The organism is Lacticaseibacillus songhuajiangensis, from assembly GCF_003946025.1.
Lineage (GTDB): Bacteria > Bacillota > Bacilli > Lactobacillales > Lactobacillaceae > Lacticaseibacillus > Lacticaseibacillus songhuajiangensis.
Map to the genome: position 1 here is coordinate 97,515 of NZ_RHNR01000002.1, position 21,638 is coordinate 119,152.

Annotated in this window: 36 protein-coding genes and 2 tRNA genes; 6 read left to right on the forward strand and 32 right to left on the reverse strand. The window is 48.8% G+C overall.

The window, feature by feature from the left end:
• Positions 1-4: 4 nt before the first annotated feature.
• The 4 genes from EKM97_RS01305 to EKM97_RS01320 form a co-directional block, all read right to left on the reverse strand.
• Complete coding sequence (locus EKM97_RS01305) at positions 5-244, reverse strand: hypothetical protein (protein ID WP_125570465.1); 240 nt, start codon at positions 242-244, stop codon at positions 5-7.
• Entirely contained in the window at positions 207-1,916 is a 1,710-nt protein-coding gene (locus EKM97_RS01310) for a terminase large subunit (RefSeq protein ID WP_125570466.1), read from the reverse strand. Before EKM97_RS01310 ends, EKM97_RS01305 begins: the two co-directional genes overlap by 38 nt.
• A 12-nt stretch (positions 1,917-1,928) precedes the next feature.
• On the reverse strand, positions 1,929-2,381 hold the full coding sequence (locus EKM97_RS01315) for a P27 family phage terminase small subunit (protein WP_125570467.1): 453 nt from the start codon (positions 2,379-2,381) through the stop codon (positions 1,929-1,931).
• Between the two features lie 157 nt (positions 2,382-2,538).
• On the reverse strand, positions 2,539-3,333 hold the full coding sequence (locus EKM97_RS01320; RefSeq protein ID WP_125570468.1) for an HNH endonuclease: 795 nt from the start codon (positions 3,331-3,333) through the stop codon (positions 2,539-2,541).
• 389 nt (positions 3,334-3,722) lie between these two features.
• Between EKM97_RS01320 and EKM97_RS01325 the strand changes: the two genes are divergently transcribed.
• Positions 3,723-3,932, forward strand: coding sequence for a CsbD family protein (locus EKM97_RS01325; protein WP_125570469.1), 210 nt, complete (start codon positions 3,723-3,725; stop codon positions 3,930-3,932).
• Positions 3,933-4,020: 88 nt separating this feature from the next.
• On the opposite strand, the gene EKM97_RS01330 is transcribed toward EKM97_RS01325, so the two are convergent.
• The 23 genes from EKM97_RS01330 to EKM97_RS01425 all read right to left on the reverse strand — a co-directional run bounded on the left by EKM97_RS01330 (position 4,021) and on the right by EKM97_RS01425 (position 13,965).
• Positions 4,021-4,272, reverse strand: a complete 252-nt coding sequence (locus EKM97_RS01330; RefSeq protein ID WP_125570470.1) for a hypothetical protein — start codon at positions 4,270-4,272, stop codon at positions 4,021-4,023.
• Positions 4,273-4,338: 66 nt separating this feature from the next.
• Positions 4,339-4,454, reverse strand: a tRNA-OTHER gene (locus EKM97_RS11855).
• A gap of 505 nt (positions 4,455-4,959) precedes the next feature.
• Positions 4,960-5,046: transfer RNA gene (locus tag EKM97_RS01335), tRNA-OTHER, on the reverse strand.
• A 450-nt stretch (positions 5,047-5,496) separates the two neighbouring features.
• Entirely contained in the window at positions 5,497-5,901 is a 405-nt protein-coding gene (locus EKM97_RS01340; RefSeq protein WP_125570471.1) for a transcriptional regulator, read from the reverse strand.
• Positions 5,902-5,943: 42 nt separating this feature from the next.
• Positions 5,944-6,486, reverse strand: a complete 543-nt coding sequence (locus tag EKM97_RS01345; RefSeq protein WP_125570472.1) for a DUF1642 domain-containing protein — start codon at positions 6,484-6,486, stop codon at positions 5,944-5,946.
• On the reverse strand, positions 6,467-6,664 hold the full coding sequence (locus EKM97_RS01350) for a hypothetical protein (protein WP_125570473.1): 198 nt from the start codon (positions 6,662-6,664) through the stop codon (positions 6,467-6,469). Before EKM97_RS01350 ends, EKM97_RS01345 begins: the two co-directional genes overlap by 20 nt.
• Positions 6,651-7,193, reverse strand: a complete 543-nt coding sequence (locus EKM97_RS01355; protein WP_125570474.1) for a DUF1642 domain-containing protein — start codon at positions 7,191-7,193, stop codon at positions 6,651-6,653. Before EKM97_RS01355 ends, EKM97_RS01350 begins: the two co-directional genes overlap by 14 nt.
• A complete protein-coding gene (locus tag EKM97_RS01360) occupies positions 7,190-7,393 on the reverse strand; it encodes a crAss001_48 related protein (protein WP_125570475.1) in 204 nt (67 codons plus the stop codon). The genes EKM97_RS01355 and EKM97_RS01360 overlap by 4 nt, the downstream gene beginning before the upstream one ends.
• Before the next feature lie 162 nt (positions 7,394-7,555).
• On the reverse strand, positions 7,556-8,125 hold the full coding sequence (locus tag EKM97_RS01365; protein WP_125570476.1) for a hypothetical protein: 570 nt from the start codon (positions 8,123-8,125) through the stop codon (positions 7,556-7,558).
• The gene (locus EKM97_RS01370; RefSeq protein WP_125570477.1) at positions 8,112-8,393 is read right to left on the reverse strand and encodes a hypothetical protein; all 282 of its coding nucleotides are present in this window, start codon (positions 8,391-8,393) and stop codon (positions 8,112-8,114) included. The genes EKM97_RS01365 and EKM97_RS01370 overlap by 14 nt, the downstream gene beginning before the upstream one ends.
• Positions 8,394-8,466: 73 nt before the next feature.
• A complete protein-coding gene (locus EKM97_RS01375; protein ID WP_125570478.1) occupies positions 8,467-8,658 on the reverse strand; it encodes a hypothetical protein in 192 nt (63 codons plus the stop codon).
• Positions 8,659-8,792: 134 nt separating this feature from the next.
• A complete protein-coding gene (ssb, locus tag EKM97_RS01380) occupies positions 8,793-9,293 on the reverse strand; it encodes a single-stranded DNA-binding protein (RefSeq protein WP_125570479.1) in 501 nt (166 codons plus the stop codon).
• Positions 9,286-9,474: a heme exporter protein CcmD gene (locus tag EKM97_RS01385; protein WP_125570480.1), complete on the reverse strand. Its 189-nt coding sequence runs from the start codon at positions 9,472-9,474 to the stop codon at positions 9,286-9,288. The genes ssb and EKM97_RS01385 overlap by 8 nt, the downstream gene beginning before the upstream one ends.
• Complete coding sequence (locus EKM97_RS01390; RefSeq protein ID WP_225419184.1) at positions 9,474-10,325, reverse strand: ATP-binding protein; 852 nt, start codon at positions 10,323-10,325, stop codon at positions 9,474-9,476. Before EKM97_RS01390 ends, EKM97_RS01385 begins: the two co-directional genes overlap by 1 nt.
• Complete coding sequence (locus tag EKM97_RS01395; RefSeq protein ID WP_164507385.1) at positions 10,306-11,013, reverse strand: conserved phage C-terminal domain-containing protein; 708 nt, start codon at positions 11,011-11,013, stop codon at positions 10,306-10,308. Before EKM97_RS01395 ends, EKM97_RS01390 begins: the two co-directional genes overlap by 20 nt.
• Positions 10,997-11,701, reverse strand: coding sequence for a putative HNHc nuclease (locus EKM97_RS01400; protein ID WP_125570482.1), 705 nt, complete (start codon positions 11,699-11,701; stop codon positions 10,997-10,999). The genes EKM97_RS01395 and EKM97_RS01400 overlap by 17 nt, the downstream gene beginning before the upstream one ends.
• Positions 11,702-11,704: 3 nt before the next feature.
• Positions 11,705-12,523, reverse strand: coding sequence for an ERF family protein (locus tag EKM97_RS01405; RefSeq protein ID WP_225419185.1), 819 nt, complete (start codon positions 12,521-12,523; stop codon positions 11,705-11,707).
• Positions 12,523-13,017 carry a siphovirus Gp157 family protein gene (locus EKM97_RS01410; protein ID WP_125570483.1) on the reverse strand — a complete coding sequence of 165 codons (495 nt, stop codon included), beginning with the start codon at positions 13,015-13,017 and terminating at the stop codon, positions 12,523-12,525. Before EKM97_RS01410 ends, EKM97_RS01405 begins: the two co-directional genes overlap by 1 nt.
• A gap of 34 nt (positions 13,018-13,051) precedes the next feature.
• Entirely contained in the window at positions 13,052-13,270 is a 219-nt protein-coding gene (locus tag EKM97_RS01415; RefSeq protein WP_125570484.1) for a hypothetical protein, read from the reverse strand.
• Entirely contained in the window at positions 13,267-13,410 is a 144-nt protein-coding gene (locus EKM97_RS11860; protein WP_164507386.1) for a hypothetical protein, read from the reverse strand. The genes EKM97_RS01415 and EKM97_RS11860 overlap by 4 nt, the downstream gene beginning before the upstream one ends.
• Entirely contained in the window at positions 13,410-13,571 is a 162-nt protein-coding gene (locus EKM97_RS12185) for a helix-turn-helix domain-containing protein (RefSeq protein WP_225419187.1), read from the reverse strand. The genes EKM97_RS11860 and EKM97_RS12185 overlap by 1 nt, the downstream gene beginning before the upstream one ends.
• A 29-nt stretch (positions 13,572-13,600) precedes the next feature.
• Positions 13,601-13,750, reverse strand: coding sequence for a hypothetical protein (locus tag EKM97_RS11865; RefSeq protein WP_164507388.1), 150 nt, complete (start codon positions 13,748-13,750; stop codon positions 13,601-13,603).
• The gene (locus EKM97_RS01425) at positions 13,747-13,965 is read right to left on the reverse strand and encodes a hypothetical protein (protein WP_125570486.1); all 219 of its coding nucleotides are present in this window, start codon (positions 13,963-13,965) and stop codon (positions 13,747-13,749) included. Before EKM97_RS01425 ends, EKM97_RS11865 begins: the two co-directional genes overlap by 4 nt.
• 55 nt (positions 13,966-14,020) lie before the next feature.
• Between EKM97_RS01425 and EKM97_RS01430 the strand changes: the two genes are divergently transcribed.
• Positions 14,021-14,587 (forward strand): hypothetical protein, encoded by a 567-nt coding sequence (locus EKM97_RS01430; RefSeq protein ID WP_125570487.1) that lies wholly within the window; start codon positions 14,021-14,023, stop codon positions 14,585-14,587.
• Here EKM97_RS01430 and EKM97_RS11870 read toward each other — a convergent pair.
• From EKM97_RS11870 to EKM97_RS01440, 3 genes are read right to left on the reverse strand one after another with little or no spacing between them, the layout of a single operon-like run.
• Complete coding sequence (locus EKM97_RS11870; RefSeq protein ID WP_164507389.1) at positions 14,567-14,737, reverse strand: hypothetical protein; 171 nt, start codon at positions 14,735-14,737, stop codon at positions 14,567-14,569. The genes EKM97_RS01430 and EKM97_RS11870 overlap by 21 nt on opposite strands.
• 3 nt (positions 14,738-14,740) lie before the next feature.
• Positions 14,741-15,484 (reverse strand): phage regulatory protein/antirepressor Ant, encoded by a 744-nt coding sequence (locus EKM97_RS01435; protein ID WP_125570488.1) that lies wholly within the window; start codon positions 15,482-15,484, stop codon positions 14,741-14,743.
• A gap of 3 nt (positions 15,485-15,487) precedes the next feature.
• Complete coding sequence (locus EKM97_RS01440) at positions 15,488-15,706, reverse strand: helix-turn-helix domain-containing protein (RefSeq protein ID WP_125570489.1); 219 nt, start codon at positions 15,704-15,706, stop codon at positions 15,488-15,490.
• Positions 15,707-15,975: 269 nt separating this feature from the next.
• Here EKM97_RS01440 and EKM97_RS01445 point away from each other — a divergent pair, with 269 nt between their 5' ends.
• The 3 genes from EKM97_RS01445 (at position 15,976) to EKM97_RS01455 (ending at position 17,532) form a co-directional block, all read left to right on the forward strand.
• The gene (locus EKM97_RS01445) at positions 15,976-16,386 is read left to right on the forward strand and encodes a helix-turn-helix domain-containing protein (protein WP_125570490.1); all 411 of its coding nucleotides are present in this window, start codon (positions 15,976-15,978) and stop codon (positions 16,384-16,386) included.
• The gene (locus tag EKM97_RS01450) at positions 16,383-16,805 is read left to right on the forward strand and encodes an ImmA/IrrE family metallo-endopeptidase (protein ID WP_125570491.1); all 423 of its coding nucleotides are present in this window, start codon (positions 16,383-16,385) and stop codon (positions 16,803-16,805) included. Before EKM97_RS01445 ends, EKM97_RS01450 begins: the two co-directional genes overlap by 4 nt.
• A 73-nt stretch (positions 16,806-16,878) precedes the next feature.
• On the forward strand, positions 16,879-17,532 hold the full coding sequence (locus tag EKM97_RS01455; protein ID WP_125570492.1) for a hypothetical protein: 654 nt from the start codon (positions 16,879-16,881) through the stop codon (positions 17,530-17,532).
• Between the two features lie 641 nt (positions 17,533-18,173).
• On the opposite strand, the gene EKM97_RS01460 is transcribed toward EKM97_RS01455, so the two are convergent.
• Positions 18,174-18,722 (reverse strand): hypothetical protein, encoded by a 549-nt coding sequence (locus tag EKM97_RS01460; RefSeq protein WP_125570493.1) that lies wholly within the window; start codon positions 18,720-18,722, stop codon positions 18,174-18,176.
• A 126-nt stretch (positions 18,723-18,848) separates the two neighbouring features.
• On the reverse strand, positions 18,849-19,712 hold the full coding sequence (locus EKM97_RS01465; protein WP_125570494.1) for an Abi family protein: 864 nt from the start codon (positions 19,710-19,712) through the stop codon (positions 18,849-18,851).
• Between the two features lie 235 nt (positions 19,713-19,947).
• Here EKM97_RS01465 and EKM97_RS01470 point away from each other — a divergent pair, with 235 nt between their 5' ends.
• Positions 19,948-21,099, forward strand: a complete 1,152-nt coding sequence (locus EKM97_RS01470; RefSeq protein WP_164507390.1) for a site-specific integrase — start codon at positions 19,948-19,950, stop codon at positions 21,097-21,099.
• The last annotated feature ends 539 nt before the right edge of the window (positions 21,100-21,638 follow it).

The window sequence follows — 21,638 nt, forward strand, 5'->3', positions numbered from 1 at the left end:
TTTATCACCCCCTTTCATCGGGGAGCAGTAAAACAGTGGCAACTAGCACTATTAATCCACCAAGCGTGTACAAACCGATCGTAGTGGAAACTCTAAAGCTGGCGATGGTGATTATTGCCATACCCGCAAGCAGAAGCAGAGGGGCAATATTGGTCACCAGCCAATACATAGCGGTTAATATTTTTTGATTCATATAATCGCCTACCTTAAAATCCAAAATCGTTACTGAATACATCTTCATCATTCAAAAACGCGTCAACATCTTCAGTAAATGCAATCGCATATGCGTCCAGTAGTGCGTCCATCATGTCAATCTTATTAGCGTATTTGTTCTTATTAATCCGTACGCCGTTGTTGTCGCTCATCAAAACCGCATTCATCGCGGCCATCTGCATTAGCTGGTTGCCACTATGCTGAATCTTGCCGCCAATAATGTCATCACGAAACTGCTTAGTTGGCATCGACAGCGTGAGTGTTCCTTGACGTACCGCAATCATCGGCCATTCGGGGTGGTTCTTTTCGATGGTAGTCAGCATTGGTCCGAATTGGTACGGATCATAGCAGATTCCTTGTACGTCAATGTCATTGCGTTCGATAAAGTCTTCCAGCCACTCATAAACACGGTCGTTGTCAATAATGCCGGATTCGAGCGTGGTGACTTCGCACTCGCCGCGTTTTTCAGCAGCTAGATAGTCCATTTTGTCGGTTTTAATCTTGTTTTCAATGCCACCCTTGCTGGCGATGAACGCGTATCCGTCCGCAAACCAGTGGCCTTCTTGCAAAACCAGCCACGTAATGGCGAATAGGTCACTCGTGCGACCAACGTCAATGCCGAACCAGACTTTTTGACCACGTAAATCAGGCTTTTCGTCTGTTTCGGCCGACTTCCAGTCTTCAAAATTAAGATAGCTGTCTTCAGTAGCTTGCCGCCAGATGTTGAAGTTTTTAACGAGTTTCGCGTTTAAGCTACCATCTTCACGCGCTTGTTCGAGCTTTTGTGCTAGATAGTCGTGAATTTGGTCGTGCAGCACGTCCACGTCCATTAGCGGGTTCGACTTAATCCACTGGCGTTCATCATTAATCTCTTCCACCGATTCTTGCTCAGCGATGAATGCAAAATAGCGCTCCCCGTCAGCTTCACCAGAGAGCACTTTCTTGGCATATGGATAATTCTGCGTGAACATCGGCACATTCATATCGAACCCGGCGGTGGAAATGATAAACGTCAGGTAACTTGGTAACAGCACCTGCCCAGAAGCGAGCGTTTCGAGCATATCAGTTGTTTTGGCATTCGCATACTCATCCACGACGGCAACGTGAGGCTCGTAACCATCGACTAGTCCCGCATCACGTGAGAAACTGCGAATCGTACTGCCATCGTCGAGGTTAACCATCTCATCACGCGTAATTTTAACCATACGCTTGATTTCGGGGTCTTTTCGGCATAGTGCACGTAACCTATCTTTGACCATGTTAAACACAATGCTGGCCTGCTTGCGGTCGTTGGCGGCGGTGTAGAGTTGGCGTTTGTTGGCTGGGTTCTTGCCGAACAGGAACTCATATAACAAGACCCCCGACACTAGAAGCGATTTACCGTTCTTGCGTGACATAGAAATAAAAGCGTCCGTGAATCGCCTGATTGTGTGGTCGTCCTTGTCTACCCAGCCATATAAGATACCAATAATGAACTTCTGGAATGGTGCCAGTGGTTGCGGTCGGCCAGACTTTGGTTCGGGCAAAAACTCCATGAATTTCACGGCTTTGCCAGCAAGTTCCGAATCCCATACCCAGCGCCAGTCAGTACGTTTTAAGTCGGATTCTTGGCGTTTAACCGCCTGTAATACCGCTGTGGAAGTCAACAAGCGCCCGTCTAGCACACGTTTAATGAAGTTTGGGGTCGGGTCTGTGAATTTCATCGTATAACCTCCCTAGCCAAACATATCCGTTAGCGACTTCTTCTCTTTTTCCACTTTTGGCATGTTCATCGCCATACGTGAATTTACGTTTAAGCCTAAGTCGCTCGCCAGACCCTTGATTGCGTCCGTAGCCTTGCGCAGTTGGCTCAAATAACCTAAATACTCTTCCGTACTGCCGTCAGCCTGCGCTTTATTCATTACGTCCACGATGTGACGGTAACTGGCATACCACGTGCAATAAGCTTCGAGTTCAGTACGATCAAAATTGCGCAGCGGCAGCTTACCAATACTGCCCACGATTCGGCGGTATTCGGCTTTAGCAATCGGTTCAAGATGTGCTGGCGGCGTTTTCTGCAATTCTGGTAATCCATCAGCGGCTAAAATCTCAGCCTGCATCTTCGCTTCCTGCTGAAGCACGGTCAAATGACCTTGAGATTGGGATAATATCTTCTGTTTTCTAGCCATAACCCACTTTAACCTCCTAAACAGTAATAATATGGGACGCTATCCCCACAGCAACCTTTAAAATTGATGGAAATTGGGATGTGAAAAAGAGGCTGTCCGTTCAGGAGCAGCCGAAAATGTAGCCCCCGAAAAAATAGACGGGGGTGGGATGGGGATTTTATTGCGCGATAATTTCGAAGCCGGAAAATTTTCCTTCCGATTTTTGCTCATCAATCCGCGACATGACCTTCACGAGTTCAGGAACGTTTCTGTGTTGTTTGTTCATTCGTTCGATGCAAACTTCTTTTGATGTATTCAACATGAGATGATGCAAGTCTCGACTGACTAACAGACTATCGAGCTTCTCGTCTGGAAACGTTGTGATAATCCAAACGTTGTCGAAGGTTTGTTCTGTCTTGAGCTTGCGAAGTATCAGCTCACGAATGAGAGTTACATAATCATGAACGTCAATGTTCTTGATGTGTTCAGGCAGCCCAGTAAGTGCGTGCATGATAGCATCGTAGTCGAAGATTAAGTCATGACTTCCACAGTGGTGGGCAACGTATGTAGTCTTGCCACTTGCTGGATAACCAGCAATTACGTTGATGCGCATCGAACGCTTCACACCTTTCTTTCGCTTAGCCGTCTCGCGCCGCGTCTTGTAATAGTGGCAATCCTTGCACAGTGATTGCAGGTTGTCGGCATTCAGCCGGTCATCCCAATCGTCTTCGCTTGGAACAACGTGATCCACGAGCGTTGCCTCCATACCACATCGTTGGCAGATACCATTGTCACGCTCCAGTATTTGTTGCCGTAAATGTAGCCACTGTGCTGACCGATAGAACGCCACGTACTTGCCGTTAGTCTGCGTCCGGTGCCTGTTATATGCGCGGTCTGAATCCTGACGCGGACGGTAATCAAGTGGTACGAGTTTGCGGTGACCATTAATGAATACGAGCTTAGTCTGTGCCATGGTGCCCCCCACATAAAAATAGCACCACAAGCTAAACATGCTTGGACGCCTAGGTTCTACTTTTTTTCACGATATAATTCTTCTGGACAAATATATCCGCCCCAATCAGCAGTTCGAGAAGCACAAAGACTAGCGTCAACAGCAATAAAAAGTAATACACGTATTCTTCCTCCAATATTGAGACAACGTGCTTTAAATAGACAATTCGTTTATTCTGCCTATTGCATCTGTTCACCTGCTGAAATATAATGAATTTGAACAACAGTTGTATGTTGTTCACCCCCTAACACCCATTTCATTGTGTGCCCTTGGTCCCCCAACCGAGGGCTATTTGTTTGCATTATTTAATAAGTCTGTGAGATAATGCCTAGTAAAGGGAGGTGATATCTATGAGCTTAGATGGTAAAATTGATAGCACTAAGGACAAAATCTCCGGTAAAGCAAAAGAAGTTGAAGGTAAAGTTACTGGTGATAAGGCCCGCGAAGCACAAGGCAAGGCTGAAGGCGTACTTGGCAAAGTAAAAGAAAAATTAGACGATGCCAAAGATGCCGTTAAAGATACCGTTGATGATGTAAAAGAAAAGTTCGATAAAGATTAATCTCTTGGCCGGCATTTGCCGGCTATTTGTTTGCACAAAAATAGCACCTCACCGTTTGGCGGAGTGCTATTAAGTGTTGCTGTGTTCCCTATTTTGTAAAACCTATTTGACGCATCTTAGGCAATTGCTGCTTTTCCGCTTGTTGCTGGTATACCGGTTCGTCAAGCGTAAGCAGTGATACAACATTTCTTAAGAAATATTTTTTCCCCAATTGGTTGTGGTCAACTATATATCCCTGCCCGTTTTCAATCTTAGGAACAACATTGAGATCGAAGTATTCTGGGCGTTCCTTAATTTCAATTGTTTCTCCATCCGCCATCGTTAAAATATAATGTGTCACAAAAATCACCTCCCAACAAATAGTACTCCAGCATGAACTGGAATACTACATTGAGGTGATAATTAAGGCACGAGAGTTGGATTCGAACCAACGGTTAATGACGTAGTTAAATGCGGCCGCATTCCTCCATAATCGTCATTCAGGGCAGGTGCTGTGTTTTAGACCACTCAGCCATCTCGTGCAACGCAACCGCCGGGATTCGAACCCGATAAACTTGCCCGTGCACTTGGGTAGTTGTCCGTGTGAGCCGTTAGGCCTTCAGTTGCTCCTGCTTCTGCTATCCGAGGCGATGGTTTCTGAGCCCTCGGTTGCGGTGGTTCCCACATTACCTTGAAGCGCAAGGCATGTGACCACGCTTTATATTCGCCCACTATACGCACTAGCAAACACGCCGGGCTTTACCGGTTATATCGCTGGTCGGGATTTGCACCCGACATGACACATTGTAGATGGCTTAGGAACGGATATGGTCACAATTGACTAACTCCACAGGCGAATTACTATTCATCTACTTTTTAAGGCTGGCAACTACTCAGTCCATTTATGTTCCGCCATTTACGTTGCCTTGACACCAAGCCTTCGTCTATCACCCATAGCGTTTACCTGTTCCGCCACAGCGATTTGCTCGCTCGCCCAGTGTCAGATGGGATCATCGCAAGCTGTGTCCGGTCGCTAAACTAGACAATGTGGCCGGCAGGATTTGAACCTGCAAGTGATCACCTTTGCTCGTCATCATAAGATTGGCGAACTGCTCTACCATTGAGCTACGGACCCTTTGGCTGTCTCTTGAAACATTGCGCTTAACGCTATGCTTCCGAACAACCAACTCCACCCTGCTACTCATCGTCATGGTAGGCTTATCGTGACATAGGCTTGCGCCAGAACTTCACGGGTGAAATTTGATGGGCGAGATCCTTACTAGCCCCATCTTGAGCACGTCTGCTGCTTTCGTCCTGTCAGTCCGCCAGGCTCGCTTTGGGCGGCCTGCGTCGGAGTAGCAGCTCCGGCTATCCGCTCCGGCTATCCATTGAAATTATTTGTGCGCACATTGTGGATATACACATAAAATATATTCGGCGGGTGGACAGATTTTCCGCCTATGCGATGCGGCGGAGTCGAACCACCGTTTTTTTGCCGTTCATCGCACCTGATTGGTATCGTGCTTACTCTATCAAATATAGCCGTTTTTTACGGACGTTTGGCCCACATTTGGCCCAATCATATTTAGACGCCCAATTCATCAGCCAGCGTCTCAATAAACGCTGACCGTTTGCGCTTAATAGTCGTAAGCCCTTCGTGCAGTTTGTCTGCTACCCCGTCCACGGTGAGGGTAGGATGTTCTTTGAGATACAGCTCATGGATAATCTGCACCGTGTCGGAGTCACTCCCAGCCAGACACCGCGTCACGGCATCGTACTGCTGCTGAATCGCGTGCAGCCGCCGATCATCGGATAATCGGATAAGCAATCGTTCCTGTCCGTTAGACGGGCTAGGACGACCACCACCGATGTTATCATCCTGTTCTCGCCACGGGTGCAGGATTTCGTCTTCCCGATCATGGATGTACTGGGGCGTCTTTGGATAGTCTTTGATAATCTGAATCAAGTAATTATATTTAGCGCGTTCCATTAAATCCTCCTAGTGTAAGCACGAAGAATTTAGTAACGGTGGTTAGTTGGCGACCGGAATCCGCTCGCAGTCTTGCAAGCCGTAATGATCAATCTCTGCTTCGGTGAACCGCGAACGTTCCTTCAACATACGACCACGCGTGGCCGTGAAAACTGCAAGTCCGTCACTATCTTTGTAGTAGTAGCCATTGTTGACATGTGGCACCTTGACGTTCCACCGCTTCGGCTTATCGACCGTCCATCCGATCACGTAGGCGCGCATGAGGCGGTCTTCGAGTAATGCCTCTTGGCCGTAATCTTTCGCGGCATTGTACGCATACTTACTAATGACTGCTGCGGGGCGCCATATGGTTGTGTCCTTAGCCTTTTTCAGCATCTTCGCTTCTTCTTCGCTCACCACGATCTTCGCCGGGGCCTCGGTTAGCTCGACGACATAGGCGTTCGACAATCCCCAGCATTCGATGTCATCATCTGCATCTTCAAAAGTGTCATAAAACGAGGCTAGAGATATCTGGTCAACCCAGTCATTGTATTCGTCCGAATATAGCCATTCACCTTTATCATTTTTAACTGCGAATAGGCTCATCGTCAGTCACCTCCCCGTTCATGGATGCAATAATATAGTCACAGTCAGCCTCGGTAATTGTAGCTGTAGCGGAATCGTTTACCAGCCAGGCTTCCCAAGTACCGTCAACTAGCTTAACCAATTGAGCAACCAATGCCGTGTTAACATAGTCTCCATTGTCTAGCTTAATCATTGCCATCGTCAGTCACCTCCACGCGCTCGCATCTGGTCAGCCCTAGTTGCTCAATCTCGGCCATGGTTAACATGAAACGTGGATCACCATCAAGCAGTTGTGCAGTCTCACTAAACTCTTCCCGGAGCCTGCAATAGAATCGGTCTCCACCAGCAAACTTACCCGGCACCTTGACGTAGTACTTCGGCTCCTTTGCCACGGTGTAGCCGTTGACGTAGGCGCGCATGAGGCGGTCTTCACGTTTAATGGACTCTTTTTCTGATAGTTGTTCTACATGGTGGATGAAGTATGCCAGCTCTCCAATAGGCATTAAATCGCCGTCAAGTGTTTTCAGCGTCTTCGCTTCCTCCTCGCTCACCTCGACCGGTTCTGGCTTTTCCACTAGTTCAACTACGTGACCACCGTATTTCTTTGCGTACTCTGCCGGTGCAATCGGCTCGTCAAACACCATGGTGCGATCAACATCATTGGTGAATTCGTAGTATGTGCGGTCGAGCACTTCGCCATTGTCATTTTCAATTACGTATAGGGTCATTCTGTGGCCTCCAAATCTGCAATACGAGCATCAAGTGCATCAACATAGGCCATCATTGCAGCGGCCTGAGTCTGCATCATTTTTCTCTGTAATTTGCTCACATTAAGACGATTGATTTCATTATTTAGCTCACATGTGCGGCTAACCATTTTTTGGTACTCCCTGCGCAAATCGTTGATTACTGTTTCTGTGTCGTTCATCCTTCATCCTCCATAACTTCCGCAAACAGCGACGACCCGCACAGCTCACAGGCCGCACACAGGCCAAACACCAGTGCCCGATTAAAATGCAGTGTGACGATCATCCATACGGTTAGGGCTGTCATGACGATTGCCAGGCATATGCAGGCGACGAAGCCGTAGCTACTTAGTCTGGCCATCGTTAAACCCCGCTTTATTTAGTGCCTCAAACGGATGTGTCCGGATAGTCGGCCACGACAGTCCTGTACGCGCCATAATCTGCTTGCTAGTGCCGACAATCGAACGGCCATTAATTTTTACCAGATACATGCGGCGGCGCTGTCCCCGTGGCAAATGGCCGAGCGCTTTTTCACGTTTGATTATGCCATCCACTTGTGATGGGCTATAGTAAATTTCTGATGCAATATCGGCTAGCGGCACCATCTCCAGATACCGTTTTGTCACGATTTCAGTCGCATGCGACTGTGTTTCGGTGATTTCGGCCCGTTTCTTACTCATCGGTTCACGGTGATTCTTTGCACTGTACCGTTGAATAGCCCGCATTTCGGGGTCACTATCTGGACACTTAACCAGACTGCCGTAACGATTCTCAACATCAATTACGGCCTGAATCAGCTCTGTACTGCTATGGATATCGTGTGCAGTGGTTACCTGGCGCGCAGACAGCTTATGCTGATACACACCAGTTTCGCCGGATGTCAGCGTTTCAGCATTGCCCTCAATCGTCCTCATCAGTATCTGCCTCCGTGACTGCCTGTCCCAATACCAGCCGGATAGCCGTGCCGCCGTACTGCTGGGCGACGTTATAGGCATGTTTAGCCTCGTTAAACACCATGGCGTGTGCGGGGTTACCGGCAAGGGTATAGCTCAGTTCACCGCCATACCGGCCTACCCAAGACTGGCCATTAATGCGTACTACATAGGCGTCAATGGCGCCTGGGGTTGGATAGTACTTTTGACGGCCGGTTGCGATCGTCTCTCCGCTCTTATACAAACTCATATCTATTCCCTCTCAATCAATTTCAAAGCATCGTCCACGCTGCGGTCAGTCTTATTCTTGTTAAACAGTTTCATCAGTCCTTTTCTCCCAGCTTGACAGCAATCATCCGATTACCACCGCTTTCGTTGTATCGCTTGAGCGCCGTTGGATAGGCAAGCCACTGTATAAAGTTGGTTGACACGTGGAACTTGTCGGCCAATTCCTTGGCTGTTCCAATATCCAAAAATGTTTCGCCCTTGTACAGCGCGTACTCAGCAGTCTTCATTTCTCCACCAGCATGCACTCAGGGTGTGCGTCTGCCACCTTCTGGGCTTCCAGAGCGTTAATTCCGCAGTATATTGTCACGTTAGCTGTCTTAAGCACTACACAGTAATACGTTTTATCTTTCATTTCTTTCTCCTAAAATGGCAGGTCCTCGTCCTTGATATCGATGGGCCCACCATTTCCAGCAAGTGGGTCATTGCCATAGCTGCTCTGCTGCCCCTGTGCGGCGTTTTGCCGCTGGCTGCCATAATTACCCTGTTGCGGTTGTGACGCCGTTCGCTGGCCGCCCTGCTCGCGAGGACGGGCTTGCGTGGCCTCCTTGGACTCTAGCAGTGCGAAGTTATCAACCACCACTTCAGTCACATATACACGCTGTCCGTTCTTGTCGTCATAAGTCCGCGTTTGGATACGCCCTTCAATCCCGACTAACGATCCCTTGCGCGTGAAGTTGCTAAAGTTCTCCGCACTCTTGCGCCAAATGACGCAGTTGATGAAGTCAGACTCCCGTTCGCCGGCCTGATTAGTGAACTGGCGAGAGACCGCCAAATTGAACTGGCCTACTGCCGTGCCGCTCTGCGTATACCGCAGGTCAACATCTCGCGTTAAACGCCCGGTAAGTACTACTTGGTTAATCATGTTGCACCGCCTCCATTTGCTTGTGCAGACGGGCCTGCAGCTCGTCTAGTTCCTTTCGCTTACGTTCGCGCCGCATCGGTGTGTCGCAGGCCAAGCAAGGCTCGCAAACCATCGTGCTGCCAAATGCTACCCAGATGTGGCCAGTTGAGCCGCATACTGGGCACTGAATATCAGCGTCCATTAAAATAGATCTCCTCTCTTGTCCTCAGTCGCATCCGTAAACTTGATGACGTTGCCTTCCGCGCGTACTCCGCGCAACATGCGGCTGAGTATTTTCGTGTTGTATATCCGCTTCATCTCACTCATCGTCAGGTTAGTGGTGATGATGGTACGGCCGTGACGCCGGTTGAGTATGCCGAAAAGAGTCTTCTGCACAAAGTCCGTGGCCTCGGCGGCCGCCGCTCTGTACGTTGATTCGGACCCCAGGTCGTCAATTACCAGCAGGTTTGCATCCCCCAGTAACCGCGTGAAGTACTCGGCCGTGTACTTGTAGTCGCCAGCGCGGTAGCCGAAGACGTCTTTGATGAGTTCCATCATGCTGGTCACGCTGACGAACAGGCAGCTAACACTCGGGTTAATGTGATCATTGACCGCGCGCAGCATGCTTACGGCGAGGTGAGTCTTACCAGTGCCGGCGTTACCTGTCAGTATCGTGTTAGCCTTGTAGTCGGCGTGCAGGTACTTACCGGCGATGTGGCGCGCCAGCTGCTTGTTTTTGGCTGCCTCACTGCCGTCCTTAGCCTCGTAGTTAGTAAAGTCGCGCTGCCGGTCATCGTCATCATCAAAGATGGAGTCGCGGTCCAGCACCTCGTAAGTCAGCCGATGCTTCTTTCGCTCGAAAAATTGGCGTTGGAAGTCCAGGTCTGCCGCCTGCTTGGCCTCAATGGCACACAGCTGGCAGAACGGCTGCTGTCCAGGCATAGCCACCAAGTGCTCTGTGGGGTGCTTGTCGCACGTTTCAGGCAGGCGCCGCAGCTTTTTAAGCTCCGGGAACGCGTCAGCCATGAAAGGCTTAGAAGTTAACTCCGCCATAACCGTCGTGCTCCTCTCGTGCCGGCACCGTCTCGTTTAGGTAGCCGTCAAATTTGCTGGCCTGGAATAGTGTCTTCGGGCGCAAGTACTCACTCATACGTGGATCGTTGCTCCAGCTGCTCACCTTGTTGTCGATAACACGCTTGCAGTCGTCCAGGCTAAATCCCTCTTTCAAGCGCGGCTCAATCAACCGTTTGTTGGCGTCAGTGTGCCGGTAATGCTTGCCGGCCTTTTCGTTCAGATAGTCAACTACCTGGCGCCAAGGGAGCGGTGCGGCGCTAGCCGTACTATGGGCTTCTTCTTTAGTTGGTACTTCTTGTTGTTGGTAATTCTTATTATTAGTAGTTCTTAGTGGAGGCTTTACCTCCTGAGGATTTTCCTCAATAGGTAAACTCTCAGCAGGGTTGTCGTTTATATTCCACTCTGCTCCCCGCAACTGCCCCTGGTCATCACGCAACCGTTGGCGGGTCAGATAGCCGTATTTCTCAAGCTCACGAAGCCCGCTCAGCAGTGAGTCCTTGCCGTCCGTTGCGTGATTTACGACCTCTGTTACATAGAAGTTCCAGTCTGCCGACTGTGACCACAGGTAGGTAAAGATGCCGCGCGCCTTCCAGCTGAGCCGTTCATCGCGTATCAGCTTGTTCTGCAGCACCGTGTAGCCGCGTTTCGGCCTATTTAGATTGCTCATTGTTTGCCTCCTCATCGAAGTCTCGAAGTTGCTTTCGGCTGTTGAGGTGCAGGCTGACAATCGTGTCCTCGTCCAGGCTGACCGGCTTGATGTGGTAGAAGTCCATAAACCAGTCGATGCCTCGCGTGTGCCTGATCATGTGGTGCGTGTGACACAACGGGAAGAACTTAAATCGCCTATTGTCGATGTGGTTGCGGTCATAGCCTCGCCCAATCGGCGGCTCGTGGTCGATCTCGACATGTTTGCCACAAATGACGCAGATCTTGTACTGCATGCAGCGCAGCATGAGCGGGTAGGCGCTAGGAATCGCGTCCAGCGTCTGCGTCTTCCACGGAATACCATGGGCAAAACCGAAGTCGATGATAAAGGTCAGAAAGTCGGCTGCCTGTTCCATGCTCACGTCGCTCAGTGAAAAATATTCCGCCCCGCGGTCTGCCATGTAGAAGCTTTTGAGCCACTCCTCCATCTCTGGCGGTGTGTAGCCCGTGTAGTCGGCGTAGTCGCGTATCATCGCCCACGTTTTTTTCCTTTGCTCTGGTGAGATTGTGCGACCGTCTTCCACGTCTATGCCGACGCTCGGCTGTTTGCCTGCTGCCAGCTGGCGGAGCCGCAATGCGTTCGGCTCATCGTCTAGGCGGACCGTTACCTCGGTACCCTTGACGCTTGTCAGCTTGCCCTCAAGTCGCATGTGCTACGCCTGCTTTGTGTACTGCATCAGCGCCATGTCCAGCGAATTGAATTGCTCCTGTGTGAGCTTGGTGTATGCCTGTACAGGTACATTCGCAGCTGCAAAAACCGCATTACCTGCAGCATGCAAATCCACGCCGTGCTTGGCAGCGGCATCAGCTAGGGAAGCCTGGAAAGCATTGATTAGCGCATATGGTACCTGTGGCTGTGGTGGCATCTGTGACTGTAGCTGGTCGTACTGTGGTTGCTGATTGTACTGTTGCTGACCGCGCGGCTGGTATCCATCCCCACCATTGCCGGCGTCTGGATCCGTGTCGTTGTCAGAGATGTTAAACAGCTGCTTGTACAAATACTTTTGCGCAGTTGTGCAGGCCTTAACAGTCGCTTTTTCGAGCGTATCGGCTCCGCTGGCAGGCATTGTGCAAGTTATGTGTTCAATTCCATCTGTGATAACAAATGAGCCCATCACGTCCACAATCCAGTTTTTGCCTGCCTGTCGCTGGTCGGTAATTACATAGCTTGGAATAATTTGAATGCCGTTTGCCTCGAGTGCCGGTTTCACAGCGGCTTTAATTGCACCCTCGGATTGAAAATGATACTTTTGGAATTTATTTTCGCCATCTTTGTCGACCGACTTAATTGACCTGCTGGCCGCAATCAGTTTTAGCAGTAGACGCTGTTTTGGCGTCGTATCATTCAACGGTTCCGACGTATCATCCGGCATTAGAACGGCCTTCTTTTCTTTGATGTCCTTAAGATCATCTTTCGTGGCAACCGGCTTCTTTGTTACCGGTTTTTTCGTTGACACTGTCGTATCAGCCATTACCGTACCCGTAACGAATCGTTGTACACGAGCTTCGCCCCTTTAATGTCCTTGCCGCCCTTCAGGTCTGCCGCTAACGCTTTCTTGTTCGGAGTGTACGTTGTTTTGACGGTGACGTAATCAACTGGCAGCTTGGCCGGATCATCAGCTTCAATCTGCACGGAAGTGCTAGACTGAACCCAAATGGTGAAGAGTGGCGTCTTAAACTTGGTGTTGCCAGTCTCTTTCATCGCACCGGCCAGAACCTTCTTGAGCAGTTTTGCGTTGTTCAAGTAGCTTGCCTTGCGGTCCTGCAGTCGTTTAGCCTCGGCGTCTGCAATAGCTGCATCCGCTTCGAGTTGTTTAACCACCTGAACGTACCCAATCGCCTTATCCTCAATAGCATCATCAATGGAGTCCATGGTGTCGTGTAGCATCTCGGGGTCAAAAATGCCATCTTCCGTAAGATTAAGCAGTTGCTGATACTTGTCTGTTAGTTCATAAAGAGTTGCCATGTGCTATAATTCCTCCTGTAAATGCCTTGCTGAGCTATTTACTTTCGTCCGTTGCGGTTGCGCCCGCAGCGGGCGTTTTTGTGTCTAATTGTTTGATGACATCGTCCAGTACTTCCCATGCGCCAGCGGCTTCAAGCCCGTCATCGCCATTGACAAGTGCGGTGTGCATACTAAATGCTGCACGGTTGCGTTCTTCGCACAGATAGTCCCGTAGTTCCATGCCGCCATACCAGTTATTACTAATTTGCATCATTCACTCACCCCCTCTCGAATTGTGATTGGCCGGTGCTGATACCATTGGTCAATCTTTTCTGCCGCCAGCCGTGCTAGCCAATCCCAGCCATTTTCCACAGCCATTGCTTGCACGGTGCGGAGCTTGTTTAACGTGTCCATTACTCTGCCTCCTTATGGTCAAAGGTTCCGAGTGCCCGCTCAATCTTCGGAAAAGTATTAGATTGTGGGCGGACCATGCCGGACATATAAGCTATTACTCGTGTCTCTGGTACTCCCATCCGGTGTGCCAGCTCACGCGAAGTCATGCCGCGTCGGTGCATCCTGATTACTAGACGTCTGCTATACTCACTCAAAACCGGTCATCTCCCTCGTTGCCGCAAAAGCGGTTCAGGGCGTCCAGTAAGGTCTCGGGCATGATGCCACTGTCAATGGCGGCGCTAAGACCGGCTGCGCCCAGCAAGAGCAGACCTACAAAAACTAAAACTAGTGCAATCATCAAAATCGTTCACCCCCGTGGATATCCATCCACTGCTTCATCCGATCCAGATTGACGTACCAGCGCCCACGCTCTGATTGCGGGTACTGCACAACTGTGGTCTCCAGTTCGTCGCGATAGTGGTTCAATGCGCCCTCACGTCCCTGGGACGCATTGCCGACAAACCATGGCCGACTGCGACCGGTCTCCTTGATGACAATCGATAATGGAACAAACATGGCTACACCCTCTTTCTTTTGTGGGATAATCGCCTCCAGAGAGGAGGTGAATAAAATGACTATTTCTGGCTGGATTCAAACAGTAACAAGCGTTGTCGCGGTTATCATTGCCACGGGTTCTCTTTGGTGGTCGATAAAAATTCAACGCGACGCAAATCGTCCGTACGTAGTAGCAACATTGGAGCCCGTTCGTTTGCACAGCACCACGATCATCTATCTAGTTATCAAGAACTATGGAAAAACCGGAGCTGTGCTTAAGAATTTTGTATCCGATAAGGACTTGGGAAATGCGCAACGCAAATCCTTTAAAAACAACCCATTTGAGAATTTAAGTGGTACACTACTTGCTCCAAATCAATCTCTCAAAGCAGGTTTAACAACTAAAAATGCTGGTGTGTTCAAAGTGGATGCAGATGTTTTTAACCTGTCCTTCGACTGGAAGGCGTTGGATGGTAAAAAATTTGAGTCAACCAATTTTTGTCTCGACTTGAAATCTGCAATGAATACGTACTACATTTCTGTAAGCCCGGTTACCTCGGGAAAAGATGTTTCTAAGGAAGTTAACAAAGTTGGTCGAATTATTAGCGAAGCCTCACAAGAATCAATTCTCAATAGGCTTTAGCATTGCGTAATCATCCAGATTTAACGTTGAGATAATTAATCGCGCAATCTGCAAATCGTGTGTGTGCTGACTGAGTACATGCACGATTTCTTTTTGTGCTGTAAGCAGGTCTTCATCGTCAATGTATTGCCCATTCGCCAGAGTTGGCATGCTTTACGCCTCCTGTTCAATCAGTGGCAGTACGCCGTGGTCTTTCAGCAATTCATACAGTCCTAAGCGGCCTTTCTGCGTCCACTTGGTGTTCAGGACGGCCTTCTCGGTGCCGTCCTTGCGAGTCACCATCGTGGTGTCGGAGTGCGTCCAGCCGGTCTTCTGGTACTTGGAGTAAAGCAACCAGGTGCTGCCTTGCTTGTATTGAACTTTCAGGCTGTGCAATTTGGCGTTCATTGCTCGTGCGCTTAAGCCGTAGTCCTTGGCAATCACCGAGATGGTAACTAGAGATGGATTGGCAAGCACCTTGTCGTAGTAGGAAGCCTTCGGTTGAAGCTCACCCACTTGCTGTTCAGCGATGAGGCGACCAGATTTTTCTTTGTCCCGTTCCTCAGCAATGTCAGCTGCCAAGCGGAGCGCTTCGGGAAGTGACTGTGGAATCTGCTTCTGGAGTGAAGTCTCCATTTTGTTGAAGGCATCGATGTAGGCGAGTTTGAACTGGAGTGCTTTAGCACCAGTGAAGCCCATTGCCAATAGTGTGAAACCATCGCGGTTCATGTAGTACATCGGGTACTGTTTACCGCGGTTCTCATAGGTGTCTTCTGCGAAAAATTTGGCGGCCGATTTTTCGGCTGCGAGATTTGAGATTGCGTCGAGCACGTGCTTATGATTCTTGCCGAACGTCTCAGCTACTTGCAGGCTGGATGTGACCGCCTGCTGGTCGTGCATGATTACTAAACCTTTCATGTGTTACACCTCCTGTTCATTCATTCCGAGAATCTTATAAATGTCGGTCCGCAACCGGATTGCTTGCGGGCTTACGTCGCCACGAATCGCGTTGGTCAGAATCGTCTCACCTACACCGAGCATTTCGGCCAGTTGTCGCTGGCTAATCTCTCGCTCATTGAGCTTATTCTTGATGCTGACCTTCACGTCCTTGGCGGCCCGCTGTAATACTTGTTCTGGCATGATTTCACCTCCTATAAACTTAATAGATAAAAAGTTAATCAAGTAGTTGCATAATTTAATCCAGTGGGATAATATTTAGGCATAGCAAATAACCGAACTTCATTGCACTCCCACCGGTCATTCTCGCCAAAGACCGAACCGGCAGGGGGTTGGTTAGTTGTTCGCTTGATTACTTGATGAATTAAATATAATCCAGTCGGATAGGTTTGTAAAGACTTTTTTACCCCACTTGGATAAAATAATTCATCAAGGTTCGGAGGAACCCTGATATGACGTTATATGACCGTCTAAAAGAAACATCAAAGAAACGAGGCATAAGTCTTCAAGACGTGGCTACACGAGCAGGCTTGGGGATAAATTCACTATATAAGTGGAAAAGCCAAGCGCCCACCGCACCAACCATAAAAGCAGTTGCCGACGTGCTCAACGTCTCGGTTGACTACCTGCTCGGTAACACAGACAATCCATCCCCTGCACCAGCAGCGGACAAGATTCCAGCATGGGCAACTAGCGCCGACGTAGCTGAGTGGATTGACTTTATTAAAGAAGACCAAGCCAACAACCTGAATTACAAGGGTATCGAGCTCACCGAAGAGGAAAAGCAACAGCTCATCGGTGCCATGTCCTCCGTCTTCTGGAAGCACATGAAGCGTGAGAAAGACCGGGGCGGTAATGCATGAGACAGCTCCCAAGACTGACCATAAAAGAGACCATATTATTTTTTAAGCTACACTATGGTACGGAAGACCCGTTTGCTGTCGCCGACATGATAGACCTGGAGTATGAATGGGAAAATTTGCCCGACAAACTCCCTGGCCGAACGACGTACATTCTCGGCGATCCCGTCATCATGCTCAATCAAAACATCAGATGGAGTCCGCAGAGATACGCAGTAATGACCCATGAGCTTGGCCACGTGCTTCTTCACGGAGGAGTGGCCACCTGGTATCACCAAGCTGGCGTTGACTCCAAGCTCGAAGCCGAGGCAGACAACTTCTCTTTGGCAATACTTGTCGCACTTTATCAGGAGCAGTATGAGCGCCTGCCTGAGACGCTCGAAGACCTAAAGCATGAGTATGGATTTGAGCAGGCCATTTAGCGGTGACCATACGTCCAGACCGGAATGACGTGAAAATCTGGGTATAACAAACTCATTTGGAGGGAAATTTTTTATGGAAGTTGTAATGGCGTTTTTGTGGATTCTTGCAGCAATTGGGGCAATCGTGGGTATTGTGCTACTAGCGGTAGCCTTTGCCACAAAGCAAAAGCTGAAGATGCCGCTCATTGTTCTGGGTGTCAGTGTGGGTATGTTCTTGCTAAGCTTTGCTTATGTGGCAGCATGGGACGCGCATGAAGATGCAGTGGCTCAGGAGCAGTACGAGCAGAAGGTAGCTATTGATAAGAAGATGGATAAGAAGTTCGACAAGGCATATGATGAATTCCACACCAGTGCTCTCATGGCTGGTAGCAACGCGGAGAAGTTGTGCTCTAAGGTTCAGAAGACCTGGGGGGATGTAATCTTTGATGACTCAGTCACTATCAGTGGTAAAACTTACACCGATTTTAATGACGCCATCCCTGCAGAGATTAAAAGCCAGAGTGCTATGACCACCATCATCTCTGCCGCCGAATCCGATATGGCCGACCAGCTCACTATCATGAGCAAGAACCTTACCAACAATCGAAAGACTAAGATTAAGAAAGCGAAGAAGATTATCAAGGCAGCACAGAAACTTGACGAATGGGCTACATCCCCAACAGGTTCATACAGCGATTATTCCGATCACGTAACCGAGGCGGATGATGCGCTCTCTGATCTGCTTTAGAACACAAAAATAGCCCACCCCGTCCGTCCAGACCGGAATGACGTTAAAAGCTGATAGCCTTAGGAGGCTGTATTTTGAAGGTTACAAAGTTAGTTGTTGGCATTTTGCAAATTGTCTTGGCATTGGCCTGAAAGGAGAATTGACATGAAGGTAAAAAATTTATATATGTATGCAGCATGCTTGGTCTGTCTTGTAGTTGCTTTGATTTCGCTATACACCGTTGTATCTGGTATTTCATCGCTGATCTGGTTCGACAAGTCCGCACAGCCCGATATCTACCTCTACCAGCAGCTATTCAACGGGGTAATCATGCTAATAGTGTCTTCGTTGCTATTCATATTCCACTGGCGCCACACAGATAAGTAGCACCTGCGCAGCAAAACCCGTCTAGCGGCATGGTCGTGCGAGCCGATCAACGGGCTTTACGTCCAGACCGGATCGACGTTAAAAGCTGGGAAAACAAAAAACACCGCCCCCGATTCAGGGCAGTGTTAGCACTTTTAAAAATAATTGTATTGGAGACACGCACATGACAAGCAATTCGCAAAACAAACGTTTTGTTGAACCTGAAATCAAGCATGAGAATCGGGGCCTACCAAACGTTGGACATAAAACACCCACCCCGCCAAGACGACCTGACCCTACTTCGGGCCATAAAAAATGAAATAGTACTGCAGTCGATTTTCTGTATCCAAAAAAATCTCCTGTGCTGCAGCCGAAGCGGCCTTAGTAGTTGTGTGTTCCGGATATCCAGCTGGCAGTGGCATTAATGCAATATCGCGTGGAACGCTATTTAAAGCATTGTGATTATTTACCAAGCCCGATGCCACATGAACGCCTTCAAAGGTGAAAATGTCTGCCTGCAAATACCCACCGGCGTCAAACAACGTGAATGCCTGTTCCCAGCTTGTGAAATCAGACCTACCACGTCGGTTACGATGCCTCATCCAAATTAGTACCGCGTAACCGAGGGCAAAAAATGTAATCAGTGCCGCACTAATTTGAATTGGTAAACCCCAACGACGGGCAAGTTGAAAAACGAAGTAGATGATTACTCCAAAAGCAACACGCACTGGGGTTGTGTGCTCAGCGGGCATCATGCTCGAATAAGCGACGAGATTTTGTAACCAGTTCAAACTGTAATATCCTAATGCACCTGACACAAATAGGGCTTGAATAATTGTTTCCATGCGTCTCACCACCTTATAAGCTATATGCATTATAGCACAAAAACAGCCCACTCCCCGACCGGCCAGTCTAACAGAGTGAGCTTCTCAAAAACTCGTACATAGGTACGCGCTTTTCGTGTACCCATTTTACAGCATTTTCATTATGAGTGCGAACCAATCTTTAGTAAATCCTAGCCGGAACGGTTTCACTGATGTTCCGTATTCGTCCGTAATGCACTTGAGCTTATGAACAAAGGTAGCAAACTCATCACGTGGTAGCATCATAAAGAAAATGTAGACAATGGAGTAATAGGTACTGTTGTTAAATTGGTTGCGAACCTTTCGCGGCAAACGTGTATTAAGTGGCAGCCTGCGTCCGTAAAGTCTTGAGTTATGCGCGCATGTATTGCGAATAACTGTCACAATGTGAATCCAATTTTCGATATAGAAGTAGCTAACCCCATACTCTTTAGCAATTACTGTCTTGCAAGGTCTTTGCAACCATGAGTACAATTTTGAAGCATTACCCAATGACGCAAGTTCCAACTCAACCCAGATAGGAAACTCACCATATTTATTAGTGTAATGATCAACAAAGGGTTCCTTACGCGATGAACCCTGACTGTGAGCGACACTTGCATTATCTCCCCATTTGACTGCATTATCGGGAAAATAGAACGCGGTGTTAGGGAGCACCGGCCCATATTTCAGTGCCAACTGCATTCCCATCTTTGACTTGAAATTCACTTCAACCCTTTGGCACGCGCTCATGGTCAGTGCACGAATGTCTGCATCGAATTGATAGACGCGATAAATATCCTCAATCCGCACGCCGGGCTTGAATTTTTCATTTTGCTTTCCATAAAATGGCAGACGGTATCCCTTGAAACGGAAATAACCGACTTCATCAAGTATCCGCTCGGCGGCATGATGGTCGGTTATGATGAGCCCTCTTTGCCTCAAAATTTCGACCTGTTCGGATAGCTTAGTTGCAGTTCGTGTGTACGACATAATTATATCCACCTATAAAAAAAGACCCCAACCGAGGATACGTATTAACCGAATTAACTCAGTTAACAGAGGTACGTGGGGTACGATTAACCACATCATATAGGGCAAACGGAACATTGTCAACACATGAAACATCAGTGTCGAAGCCGTGAAACACAATATACAGTGTATCAACTAGAACAAAATTGTACAATTACGCAACACAATGTGGATGCAAAAAATGGAGGTAATTCTCATGGCATCAATCAAAAAACGCGGTTCGGTGTGGCAAGCTCGAGTAACGTGGCAGGACGAAACCGGCAGACACTCCAAGTCACAGTCCGGTTTTCGTACCAAGGTGGAGGCGGTTACCTATGCCCAAGAGATGGAAGTTAACCTTTCACGGGGTGCAAAGATTGCATCAGCCGACCGACCACTAGTGTGGCACTTTCACCGCTGGTGGACAACGTACAAGCAAGGCCACAACGCCCCCATCACCGAAGAGCGGTATGGATTGATTGAGCGTCAGCTAGATGCCTACTTTCATGATGCCCCGCTGTCCGACATCACCCCCACATACTGGCAGCAGTTTATTAATGACTTCTCCGTGGGCAAAGACCGTGACCCGGTACGCCCACGCTCGCGTGATACTGTGCAGAAGCTGAATGGCTACGTTAGGGCGATGGTGAAACGGCTAGTCAATGAGCAGGTACTGTACACGGATTTTACTTTCGATGTTGAGCTTCACAAAGATCGCACGACTGAGGAATCAGTTAAGTATCTTGAGCTGCCCGATTTTAAAGCTGTTACCCAATACGCCCACGACCATGCACGTTTTACGAGTCTGTCCACTCTTGCCGTCTACGTAGCTACGCAAACCGGTCTGCGGATTTCCGAGGTGCTCGGGCTGACTTGGCCGGACATTGATGCAAAGCGGCTCACACTGGCTGTAAAACGCACATGGGACTACTCTCACACCAAGGACTTTGCGCCAACAAAGAACGCCTCCAGTGTCCGGACTATTGCTATCCCTCAGTCACTGGTCGAGGTGCTGGGTACCGTTCACAGTCAGCAAGCCGCGTGGATGATAAAGAATGGTGTTCGCGATGAGCGTCAATGTATCTTCTTCGGAAATCTCGGAAAGGTTATCACCGCCACATCCTGTGGCAAGACACTCAAGAGAATCCAAGAACAATGCAAAATACCAGAGAACAAACAAATCACTTTCCATGGTCTCCGCCACACACATGTGAGCTATTTGCTTTCCAAAGGCGTGGACATTTACTACATTTCCAAGCGGCTCGGCCATGCCAATGTTGCCATCACCTTGAAGGTATACAGTCACCTTCTGGACACCTTCAAAAAAGAACAAGAGACAAACACCCTTAAGGCCCTCTCCGAACTCTAGTGCACACCGTGTGCACGACGGCCCACAAAACCGCGCCACGTAAGGACTCTTTAAACCCGTACTCTCCTTATATTTATTCTCGTAAAAAGACCGGCACCACCAATTCCTCTGGGAATGAGTGGCGACGGTCTTTTTGTTGCGATCAGCGTCAGTCAAACGTCGGCAGTGCAACTGACAATAGATTACAAACAAAGGGGTTGTGACATCAGCCTTTTGTGCTCGAACATTAGCTCGTGATCGCCTGCCAAAAGACAGCCAATTGCACTCATCGCTTGCTACGCTGTCCATTTTGCTAAGGGCAGCATAGCCGCACAGGCAAAATGACTCGCGATGTTAGCGCAGCGGCCACCACAGGCACCCCTAACACACAAACAGGCACCGGCCAGAATCCTAAGTTCGGGATTCTGGCCGGTGCTTGCTTGTATATCGGGAGCTAACCGTCTTTTGGCACAGCCCTTAAATAGTGGCTGGTGAATAATTTGTCCAAGCTATCTGTAACAGTTCCTTAACCCGTTATCGTTGTATAATAGATGCATAGG

Excerpts from the sequence above, each read along its gene's own strand:
- EKM97_RS01405 (WP_225419185.1), bottom strand. The coding sequence starts at position 12,523 with ATGGCTGATACGACAGTGTCAACGAAAAAACCGGTAACAAAGAAGCCG.
- EKM97_RS01360 (WP_125570475.1), bottom strand. The coding sequence starts at position 7,393 with ATGAACGACACAGAAACAGTAATCAACGATTTGCGCAGGGAGTACCAA.
- EKM97_RS01315 (WP_125570467.1), bottom strand. The coding sequence starts at position 2,381 with ATGGCTAGAAAACAGAAGATATTATCCCAATCTCAAGGTCATTTGACC.
- EKM97_RS01440 (WP_125570489.1), bottom strand. The coding sequence starts at position 15,706 with ATGCCAGAACAAGTATTACAGCGGGCCGCCAAGGACGTGAAGGTCAGC.
- EKM97_RS01305 (WP_125570465.1), bottom strand. The coding sequence starts at position 244 with ATGATGAAGATGTATTCAGTAACGATTTTGGATTTTAAGGTAGGCGAT.
- EKM97_RS01340 (WP_125570471.1), bottom strand. The coding sequence starts at position 5,901 with ATGGAACGCGCTAAATATAATTACTTGATTCAGATTATCAAAGACTAT.
- EKM97_RS01450 (WP_125570491.1), top strand. The coding sequence starts at position 16,383 with ATGAGACAGCTCCCAAGACTGACCATAAAAGAGACCATATTATTTTTT.
- EKM97_RS01455 (WP_125570492.1), top strand. The coding sequence starts at position 16,879 with ATGGAAGTTGTAATGGCGTTTTTGTGGATTCTTGCAGCAATTGGGGCA.
- EKM97_RS12185 (WP_225419187.1), bottom strand. The coding sequence starts at position 13,571 with ATGCACCGACGCGGCATGACTTCGCGTGAGCTGGCACACCGGATGGGA.
- EKM97_RS01435 (WP_125570488.1), bottom strand. The coding sequence starts at position 15,484 with ATGAAAGGTTTAGTAATCATGCACGACCAGCAGGCGGTCACATCCAGC.
- EKM97_RS01470 (WP_164507390.1), top strand. The coding sequence starts at position 19,948 with ATGGCATCAATCAAAAAACGCGGTTCGGTGTGGCAAGCTCGAGTAACG.
- EKM97_RS01390 (WP_225419184.1), bottom strand. The coding sequence starts at position 10,325 with ATGGCGGAGTTAACTTCTAAGCCTTTCATGGCTGACGCGTTCCCGGAG.
- EKM97_RS01350 (WP_125570473.1), bottom strand. The coding sequence starts at position 6,664 with ATGGCAATGATTAAGCTAGACAATGGAGACTATGTTAACACGGCATTG.
- EKM97_RS11870 (WP_164507389.1), bottom strand. The coding sequence starts at position 14,737 with ATGCCAACTCTGGCGAATGGGCAATACATTGACGATGAAGACCTGCTT.
- EKM97_RS01415 (WP_125570484.1), bottom strand. The coding sequence starts at position 13,270 with ATGATGCAAATTAGTAATAACTGGTATGGCGGCATGGAACTACGGGAC.
- EKM97_RS01400 (WP_125570482.1), bottom strand. The coding sequence starts at position 11,701 with ATGCGACTTGAGGGCAAGCTGACAAGCGTCAAGGGTACCGAGGTAACG.
- EKM97_RS01445 (WP_125570490.1), top strand. The coding sequence starts at position 15,976 with ATGACGTTATATGACCGTCTAAAAGAAACATCAAAGAAACGAGGCATA.
- ssb (WP_125570479.1), bottom strand. The coding sequence starts at position 9,293 with ATGATTAACCAAGTAGTACTTACCGGGCGTTTAACGCGAGATGTTGAC.
- EKM97_RS01395 (WP_164507385.1), bottom strand. The coding sequence starts at position 11,013 with ATGAGCAATCTAAATAGGCCGAAACGCGGCTACACGGTGCTGCAGAAC.
- EKM97_RS01325 (WP_125570469.1), top strand. The coding sequence starts at position 3,723 with ATGAGCTTAGATGGTAAAATTGATAGCACTAAGGACAAAATCTCCGGT.
- EKM97_RS01355 (WP_125570474.1), bottom strand. The coding sequence starts at position 7,193 with ATGACCCTATACGTAATTGAAAATGACAATGGCGAAGTGCTCGACCGC.
- EKM97_RS01320 (WP_125570468.1), bottom strand. The coding sequence starts at position 3,333 with ATGGCACAGACTAAGCTCGTATTCATTAATGGTCACCGCAAACTCGTA.
- EKM97_RS11860 (WP_164507386.1), bottom strand. The coding sequence starts at position 13,410 with ATGGACACGTTAAACAAGCTCCGCACCGTGCAAGCAATGGCTGTGGAA.
- EKM97_RS01345 (WP_125570472.1), bottom strand. The coding sequence starts at position 6,486 with ATGAGCCTATTCGCAGTTAAAAATGATAAAGGTGAATGGCTATATTCG.
- EKM97_RS01425 (WP_125570486.1), bottom strand. The coding sequence starts at position 13,965 with ATGTTTGTTCCATTATCGATTGTCATCAAGGAGACCGGTCGCAGTCGG.
- EKM97_RS01460 (WP_125570493.1), bottom strand. The coding sequence starts at position 18,722 with ATGGAAACAATTATTCAAGCCCTATTTGTGTCAGGTGCATTAGGATAT.
- EKM97_RS01310 (WP_125570466.1), bottom strand. The coding sequence starts at position 1,916 with ATGAAATTCACAGACCCGACCCCAAACTTCATTAAACGTGTGCTAGAC.
- EKM97_RS01385 (WP_125570480.1), bottom strand. The coding sequence starts at position 9,474 with ATGGACGCTGATATTCAGTGCCCAGTATGCGGCTCAACTGGCCACATC.
- EKM97_RS01365 (WP_125570476.1), bottom strand. The coding sequence starts at position 8,125 with ATGAGGACGATTGAGGGCAATGCTGAAACGCTGACATCCGGCGAAACT.
- EKM97_RS01465 (WP_125570494.1), bottom strand. The coding sequence starts at position 19,712 with ATGTCGTACACACGAACTGCAACTAAGCTATCCGAACAGGTCGAAATT.
- EKM97_RS01430 (WP_125570487.1), top strand. The coding sequence starts at position 14,021 with ATGACTATTTCTGGCTGGATTCAAACAGTAACAAGCGTTGTCGCGGTT.
- EKM97_RS01370 (WP_125570477.1), bottom strand. The coding sequence starts at position 8,393 with ATGAGTTTGTATAAGAGCGGAGAGACGATCGCAACCGGCCGTCAAAAG.
- EKM97_RS01375 (WP_125570478.1), bottom strand. The coding sequence starts at position 8,658 with ATGAAGACTGCTGAGTACGCGCTGTACAAGGGCGAAACATTTTTGGAT.
- EKM97_RS01410 (WP_125570483.1), bottom strand. The coding sequence starts at position 13,017 with ATGGCAACTCTTTATGAACTAACAGACAAGTATCAGCAACTGCTTAAT.